Consider the following 7,567-nt stretch of genomic DNA (forward strand, 5'->3'; position numbering starts at 1 on the left):
GGGCGGCGCTGCCGGTCCGCCCGCCGCCGGCGCGAACCCAATTCAACGGGCATCCCGCGGATGCCCTGCAACCGACGTGAAGAGATTTACCATGTCCAACCACTGGCTTCTGCCTGAAAACATCGCCGACGTGCTGCCGTCGGAGGCCCGCAAGATCGAAGAACTGCGCCGCCGCATGCTGGACCTGTTCCGCACCTACGGCTACGAGCTCGTCATGCCGCCGATGCTGGAATACCTCGAGTCCCTGCTGACCGGCACCGGCCACGACCTCGACCTGCGCACGCTCAAGCTGGTCGACCAGCTCTCCGGCCGCACGCTGGGCCTGCGCGCCGACATCACGCCCCAGGTCGCCCGCATCGACGCGCACCTGCTCAACCGCTCCGGCGTGACCCGCCTGTGCTACGCCGGCAACGTGCTGCACGCGCGCCCGGCGGGCTTTCGCGCCACGCGCGAGCCGATCCAGGTCGGCGCCGAGATCTACGGCCACGCCGGCCTCGAAGCCGACGTCGAGATCCAGTCGCTGATGCTGGCCGCGCTGCAGGTCGCGGGGCTGACCGACGTGCGCCTGGACCTGTGCCACGCGGGCATCCTGGAGGCGCTGCTCGACGGCCTGCCGTCGAGCCGCAAGATCGAGGACGCGCTGTTCGCCGCGCTCGAGACCAAAGACGTGCCGGCGCTGCGCGAGCTGACCGAAGGCATGCCGCAGGCCGAGCGCGAGGCGCTGCTGGCGCTGCCCACGCTGTACGGCGGGGTGGACGTGCTGGAGCGTGCCCGCGCCACGCTGCCGGCCAGCCCGGCCATCGCGCGCGCGCTCGACGAGCTGGCCGCGCTGGCGGCCGCGGTGAGCGGGGCGAGCGTCAACATCGACCTGTCCGACCTGCGCGGCTACCACTACCACAGCGGCGTGATGTTTACCGCCTACGTCGCCGGCCTGCCCAACTACGTGGCCCGCGGCGGGCGCTACGACAAGGTCGGCGAAGCCTTCGGCCGCGCGCGGCCGGCCACCGGCTTCTCGCTCGATCTGCGCGAGGTTGCCGCGCTGTCGCCGCTGGAAGTGCGGGCTTTCGCCATCTTCGCGCCGTGGGATGCGGATCCCGAGCTGCGCGCCGCGATCGCCGCGCTGCGCGCCGACGGCGAGATCGTGATCCAGTCGCTGCCGGGCCACACGCACCAGCTCGACGAATTCAACTGCGACCGCCAGCTGGTGCGCCAGGACGGCGGCTGGGTGGTGGTGCCGCGCGGCGCCGGGGCGTAGGCGCCCTTTTTTCGCGCGGCTCGCGCGCATGGGCCGGCAGTGCCGCGGCGCCCGCCGCGCCCGCTTTCGGCCCGCTTTCGTCCCGTTGCCGGCCGGCTCCCCAAAAACGGGGTGTTGTCCGGCAACGAGAGTAAAATACGTTTTTAACCTTCTGACCAAATCAACATGTCCGCTTCTGCAGTAAGCCAGGGACGCAATGTCGTCGTGATCGGCACCCAGTGGGGTGACGAAGGCAAAGGGAAAATCGTCGATTGGCTTACCGATCATGCAAAGGGCGTGGTGCGGTTCCAGGGTGGCCACAATGCGGGCCACACCCTCATCATCGGCGGCAAGAAGACCATTCTGCGGCTGATTCCCTCGGGCATCATGCGCGCCGGCACGGTCTGCTACATCGGCAACGGCGTGGTGCTGTCGCCCGAGGCGCTGTTCCGCGAGATCGAGGAACTGGAAGGCGCCGGCCTGCAGGTGCAGAACCGCCTGCGCATCTCCGAAGCGACCACGCTGATCCTGCCGTACCACATCGCCATCGACAAGGCGCGCGAAGCGCGCCGCGGCGCCGGCAAGATCGGCACCACCGGCCGCGGCATCGGCCCGGCCTACGAAGACAAGGTGGCTCGCCGCGCGCTGCGCGTGCAGGACCTGTTCGATCCCAAGACCTTCGCCGAGCGCCTGCGCGAGAACCTGGACCTGCACAACTTCATGCTGACCCAGTACCTGGGCGCCGAAGCGGTGGACTTCCAGCAGACCCTGGACGAAATGCTGGCCTACGCGCCGCGCCTGGCGCCGATGGTGGCCGACGTGTCCGCCGAGCTGTACGCGGTCAACGCCGCCGGCGACAACCTGATGTTCGAAGGCGCGCAAGGCACGCTGCTCGACGTCGACCACGGCACCTATCCGTTCGTCACCTCGAGCAACTGCGTGGCCGGCGCGGCCGCCGCCGGCGCCGGCGTCGGCCCGGGCCGCCTGAACTACATCCTGGGCATCACCAAGGCCTACTGCACCCGCGTGGGTTCGGGCCCGTTCCCCAGCGAGCTGTACGACAACGACAATCCCGCCCGCCAGGACGCGGTCGGCGTGCGCCTGGCCAACGTCGGCAAGGAATTCGGCTCGGTCACGGGCCGTCCGCGCCGCACCGGCTGGCTCGACGCCGCCGCGCTCAAGCGCTCGGTGCAGATCAACGGCGTGTCGGGCCTGTGCATGACCAAGCTCGACGTGCTCGACGGCCTCGAGACCATCAAGCTGTGCGTGGGCTACCAGCTCGACGGCAAGACCGTCGACATCCTGCCGCGCGGCTCGGATGCGGTGGCGCGCTGCGTGCCGGTGTACGAGGAATTCCCGGGCTGGAACGAGTCCACCTTCGGCGTGAAGGCCTGGGACGCGCTGCCCGAGCAGGCGCGCGTCTACCTCAAGCGCATCGAGGAAGTGGTCGGCATCCCGATCGACATGATCTCGACCGGCCCGGACCGCGACGAAACCATCCTGCTGCGCCACCCGTACGTGGCGTGACGCCGGGCGCCCGCGAGGGCGCGCATGGCATGGCGCCGGCAAGGCGTCCGCAGCACAATAGCAAATCGGCCCGCGCAAGCGGGCCGAAGCATTCCCGGTCGACAGACCACAAGCCGAAGCGCCGGAATAGGCGACAAGAACCATGAACCTGCCATCGAACGACGACGAGAACCTGTGGATTTCCTGGGATGACTACCACAGCCTGATCGCACGCCTGTCACTGAACGTCCACGAATCGGGCTGGCAGTTCGACAAGATCCTGTGCCTGGCGCGCGGCGGCCTGCGCGTGGGCGACCAGATGTCGCGCATCTTCGACGTGCCGCTGGCCATCCTCGCCACCAGCAGCTACCGCGAGGCGGCCGGCACGCAGCAGGGCGAGCTCGACATTGCGCAGTACATCACGATGACCCGCGGCGAGCTGTCGGGCAAGATCCTGCTGGTCGACGACCTGGTGGATTCCGGCGTCACGCTCGAGCGCGTGGGCCGCCACCTGAAGGAGCGCTATCCGGCGGTGACGGAAGTCCGCTCGGCGGTGCTCTGGTACAAGGCGTGCTCCAAGGTCAAGCCGGATTACCACGTGACCTTCCTGCCGACCAATCCCTGGATTCACCAGCCGTTCGAAGAGTACGACACGCTGCGTCCGCACAACCTCGCGGCCTGGCTCAAGCGCGGCAAGCGCGTGGCCGACGGCGGCCCGCAGGCCTGATCCGCGGGGCGCGCGCACATGAGCGGGCAGGGCGGCGTCGCCACGCGGGCCTCGCGCTCGCAGGCTGCGTATCACAGCCTGCGCGACGACATCTTCGCCTTCCGCCTGCTGCCCGGCGACCGCTTCACCGAGAACGACGTCGCCGAGCGGCTCGGCATCTCGCGCACGCCCGTGCGCGAGGCGCTGCAGCGTCTGCAGGGCGACGGCCTGGTGCGCGGCCACTACCGCAACGGCTGGGAAGTGGTGCCGCTCGACCTGGGCCGCTTCGAAGCGCTCTACGAACTGCGCACCGTGCTGGAAACCCACGCGGTGACGCGGCTGTGCCAGCAGCCCGCCGCGCGCCACGTCGACCTCGCCAGCCTGGCGCGGCAGGACGCGATCTGGCGCGTGCCGCGCGCGCAGCGCCTGGCCGACGGCAACGAGGTGGCGCGGCTCGACGAGGGTTTCCACCTCGCGCTGATGCACGCGGCCGGCAACCCGGAGGCCGCCGCGGTCCACCAGCAGGTGACCGACCGCATCCGCATCATCCGCCGGCTGGACTTCGCCTACGGCGATCGCGTCGAACTGACCTATGACGAGCACGCCGGCATTCTCGATGCCGTGGCCGCGCGCGACAGCGCGCGCGCCGTCGCGCTGCTGGCCTCGCATATCGAGGACGGCCGCACCGAAGTGAGCCGCCTGACCACCGAGCGCCTTGAGCGGATCCGCACCAGCCTTGTGCTGCCGGTGCCGCCGGGCGCACCGCCGCGGCGCAGGCGCTTCGGCTGACGCCGGGCTTTCCTTGCCGGTCGCCGGACGGCGGCCACGCCCGGGCCCGCCGCCCGGCACCTTCCCCTGGACCTCTCCCAACACGCCCGCCACGCGGCCTTGGCGCGCCCGCTGACGCTTTGCGGGCCGCGCCATGGCCGCGCTCGCGCCATGTTTGTGCATCCGGGCCTGCGTTCTGTCCGCCGTGGCACGCATGTTGCAACGTCTCCTGCGAATCCGTTTATGTATACATAAATTGCAGGACACGATGAGTTCTCACCTGAATCCGATCCGCGGCAGCCGCGGCATGGCCGTCGCGCCGCACGCGCTGGCTTCGCAGAGCGCGCTGGCGGTATTGCGCGAAGGCGGCAATGCCGTCGAGGCGATGATCGCCGCGGCGGCCACCATTGCGGTGGCCTATCCCCACATGAACAGCATCGGCGGCGACAGCTTCTGGCTGATCGCCCGGCCCGGCGAAGCGCCGCGCGGCCTGGAGGCCTGCGGCGCGGCGGCCGGCGCGGCCACCATCGAACTCTACCGCGAGGCCGGCCTGGCCACGATCCCGTTCCGCGGCGGCCTGGCGGCCAACACCGTGGCCGGCACCGTCTCCGGCTGGAACGCCGCGCGGGCGTGGTCGCAGGAAGCGCTGGGCGGGCGCCTGCCGCTGTCGCGCCTGCTGGCCGACGCCATCGCCTATGCGCGCGACGGCGTGCCCGTCACGCAAAGCCAGTCGGCCTGCGTGGCGGCCAAGCAGGCCGAGCTGGCCGGCATCGCGGGTTTTGCCGAGACCTTCCTTGCCGAGGGCGTGCCGGCGACCGGCAGCCGCTTCCGCCAGCCGCGCCTGGCCGCGACGCTGGAACAGCTCGCGCGCGTCGGGCTGGACGATTTCTACCAGGGCGAGGTCGCGCACAGCATGGCGCGCGACCTCGCCGCCGTGGGCAGCCCGCTGACGCTCGACGACCTGCGCGCGCACCGCGCCGTGTGGAAGACCCCGCTGGCGCTGGCGCATTCGCGCGGCACCGTCTACAACATGCCGCCGCCCACGCAGGGCCTGGTCTCGCTGCTGATCCTGGGCCAGCTCGACCGCCTGCTGGACAGCGGCATGGACCCGCTCGGCGCGCCCTTCGTCCACGCCTGCGTGGAGGCGACCAAGCAGGCTTTCGGCGTGCGCGACCGCCATATCACCGATCCGCTCCACATGGACATCGATCCGCGCGACCTGCTGACGCCGGACTGGCTGGACACGGCCGCGGCGCGCATCCGCCCGGACGCCGCGCTGCCGTGGGGCAATGGCCTGGGGCCCGCCGACACCGTGTGGATGGGCGTGATCGACGGCGACGGCGTGGCGGTCAGCTTCATCCAGAGCATCTATCACGAGTTCGGCAGCGGCGTGGTGCTGCCGGCCTCGGGCGTCAACTGGCAGAACCGCGGCTGCAGCTTCTCGCTCGACCCCGCCGCGCGCAATCCGCTGGCGCCGGGACGCAAGCCGTTCCACACGCTCAACCCGGCGCTGGCGCGCCTGGCCGACGGCCGCACGCTGGTCTACGGCAACATGGGCGGCGACGGCCAGCCGCAGTCGCAGAGCGCGGTGTTCTCGCGCATCGCGCATTTCGGCATGAACCCGCAGGCCGCCATCGACGCGCCGCGCTGGCTGCTGGGCCGGACCTGGGGCCAGACCAGCGACACCCTGAAGCTCGAGGCGCGCTTTCCCGCCGCCACCAGCGACGCGCTGCGCCAGCTCGGCCACGACGTGGAAATCCTCAGGCCTTACGACGAGACGATGGGACACGCGGGCGCCATCCTGCTGCACCCGAACGGCCTCTACGAAGGCGGCTCCGATCCGCGCAGCGACGGCAGCGTGGCCGGCTGGTAGGCGCGGCGCAAGGCATGGGGCGCGCGCCGCGGCGCCGCCCGTTTTTTTCGCGGCTCCCTGCCGCACGGCGCGCCGGCCGCGCCGGCCGTCCCGGGGCCTGCGTACCGGCGGCGCGCCTTGCGCGCGCGCCGGTTTTCCCCGAAGTCCGTTCAAGGAGTGGTTCGATGCGTTCCGTTGCAGATGACGCAGTACTCGGCCTGGCGCCCGCCTTGCCACTGGCGCGCACGCGCTGGATCCAGCTCGCGCTGGGCGTGGCGTGCATGATGGCGATCTCCAGCCCGCAATACGTCTGGACCCTGTTTACCAAGCCGCTCGCCACCAAGCTCGGCGTGCCGCTGTCCGAGCTGCAGGTCACTTTCTCGCTGCTGATCGTGCTGCAGACCTTTTTCTCGCCGTTCCAGGGCGCGCTGATCGAGCGCTTCGGGCCGCGCCGGCTGATCGCGCTCGGCACGGTGCTGTCGGGGCTGAGCTGGGTGCTGGCGTCGCAGGTGCAGAGCCTGGGCATGCTCTACTTGTGCTACGGCGTGGTGGGCGGCCTGGGCACCGGCATCGTCTACGTCGGCGTGGTGGGCCAGATGGTGCGCTGGTTCCCGGACCGCCGCGGCTTCGCCGTGGGCATGGTCGCGGCTGGCTACGGCATGGGCGCGATCGTCACCACCTTCCCGATCGCCTCGGCGCTGGCCGGCAAGGGGCTGGAAACCACGCTGTGGCAGTTCGGCCTGCTGTTCGCGGTGATCGGCTTCATTGCCTCGCAGGGGCTGCGCGCGCCCGCGGCGCACGCGGCGGCGCCGGCGCATGGCCGGGAAGGCAGCGCCGCGCGCGCCGTGGCCGACGTGCCGACGCGCCAGATGCTGCGCACGCCGCTGTTCTGGCTGCTGTTCGGCATGATGACCATGATGTCCACCTCGGGCCTGATGGTGACGTCGCAGATGGCGGCCTTCGCCAAGGATTTCGGCGTCACCGGCGCCACCGTGCTCGGCATGGCGGCGCTGCCGCTGGCGCTGACGCTCGACCGCTTCACCAACGGGCTCACGCGCCCGCTGTTCGGCTGGGTCTCCGACCGCTGGGGACGCGAGAACACCATGTGCCTGGCCTTCGCGCTGGAAGGCGTGGCGATGGCGCTGTGGCTGCTGACGCGCGAGAACGCGGTGCTGTTCGTGCTGCTGTCGGGCGTGGTGTTCCTGGGCTGGGGCGAGATCTTCTCGCTGTTTCCCTCCACGCTGACCGATACCTTCGGCACGCGCTTCGCCACCACCAACTACGGCTGGTTGTACATCTCGCAGGGTATCGGCTCGATCTTCGGCGGCCCGCTGGCCGCGCTGATGCACGAGCGGCTGGGCAGCTGGATGCCGGTCTTCGGCGTGGCGATCACGCTCGACATCGCGACCGCGCTGCTGGCCATCGCGGTGCTCAAGCCGGCGCGGCGCAGCTACCTCGCGCGGCCGGCCGGCTGAGAAGCGGGCGGGGCGGCAGCGCGCCG

Annotated in this window: 6 protein-coding genes; all 6 read left to right on the top strand. The window is 70.8% G+C overall.

Annotated features, from left to right (window positions below):
• Positions 1-91: 91 nt before the first annotated feature.
• The 6 genes from K206_RS0125940 (at position 92) to oxlT (ending at position 7,541) form a co-directional block, all read left to right on the top strand.
• Positions 92-1,255 (top strand): ATP phosphoribosyltransferase regulatory subunit, encoded by a 1,164-nt coding sequence (locus tag K206_RS0125940; RefSeq protein WP_020205294.1) that lies wholly within the window; start codon positions 92-94, stop codon positions 1,253-1,255.
• A gap of 165 nt (positions 1,256-1,420) precedes the next feature.
• On the top strand, positions 1,421-2,761 hold the full coding sequence (locus tag K206_RS0125945; RefSeq protein WP_029044102.1) for an adenylosuccinate synthase: 1,341 nt from the start codon (positions 1,421-1,423) through the stop codon (positions 2,759-2,761).
• A 142-nt stretch (positions 2,762-2,903) separates the two neighbouring features.
• Complete coding sequence (locus tag K206_RS0125950; RefSeq protein WP_020205296.1) at positions 2,904-3,467, top strand: phosphoribosyltransferase; 564 nt, start codon at positions 2,904-2,906, stop codon at positions 3,465-3,467.
• Between the two features lie 18 nt (positions 3,468-3,485).
• Positions 3,486-4,235, top strand: a complete 750-nt coding sequence (locus tag K206_RS0125955) for a GntR family transcriptional regulator (RefSeq protein ID WP_020205297.1) — start codon at positions 3,486-3,488, stop codon at positions 4,233-4,235.
• Positions 4,236-4,521: 286 nt separating this feature from the next.
• Positions 4,522-6,087: a gamma-glutamyltransferase family protein gene (locus K206_RS0125960; protein ID WP_020205298.1), complete on the top strand. Its 1,566-nt coding sequence runs from the start codon at positions 4,522-4,524 to the stop codon at positions 6,085-6,087.
• 164 nt (positions 6,088-6,251) lie between these two features.
• Positions 6,252-7,541 carry an oxalate/formate MFS antiporter gene (oxlT, locus tag K206_RS0125965; protein WP_029044103.1) on the top strand — a complete coding sequence of 430 codons (1,290 nt, stop codon included), beginning with the start codon at positions 6,252-6,254 and terminating at the stop codon, positions 7,539-7,541.
• Positions 7,542-7,567 lie beyond the last annotated feature (26 nt).

Source organism: Cupriavidus sp. WS (genome assembly GCF_000395345.1).
GTDB classification, from domain to species: domain Bacteria; phylum Pseudomonadota; class Gammaproteobacteria; order Burkholderiales; family Burkholderiaceae; genus Cupriavidus; species Cupriavidus basilensis_B.

Coding starts and splice junctions, on each gene's coding strand:
- K206_RS0125940 (WP_020205294.1), top strand. CDS start 92: ATGTCCAACCACTGGCTTCTGCCTGAAAACATCGCCGACGTGCTGCCG.
- K206_RS0125945 (WP_029044102.1), top strand. CDS start 1,421: ATGTCCGCTTCTGCAGTAAGCCAGGGACGCAATGTCGTCGTGATCGGC.
- K206_RS0125950 (WP_020205296.1), top strand. CDS start 2,904: ATGAACCTGCCATCGAACGACGACGAGAACCTGTGGATTTCCTGGGAT.
- K206_RS0125955 (WP_020205297.1), top strand. CDS start 3,486: ATGAGCGGGCAGGGCGGCGTCGCCACGCGGGCCTCGCGCTCGCAGGCT.
- K206_RS0125960 (WP_020205298.1), top strand. CDS start 4,522: ATGGCCGTCGCGCCGCACGCGCTGGCTTCGCAGAGCGCGCTGGCGGTA.
- oxlT (WP_029044103.1), top strand. CDS start 6,252: ATGCGTTCCGTTGCAGATGACGCAGTACTCGGCCTGGCGCCCGCCTTG.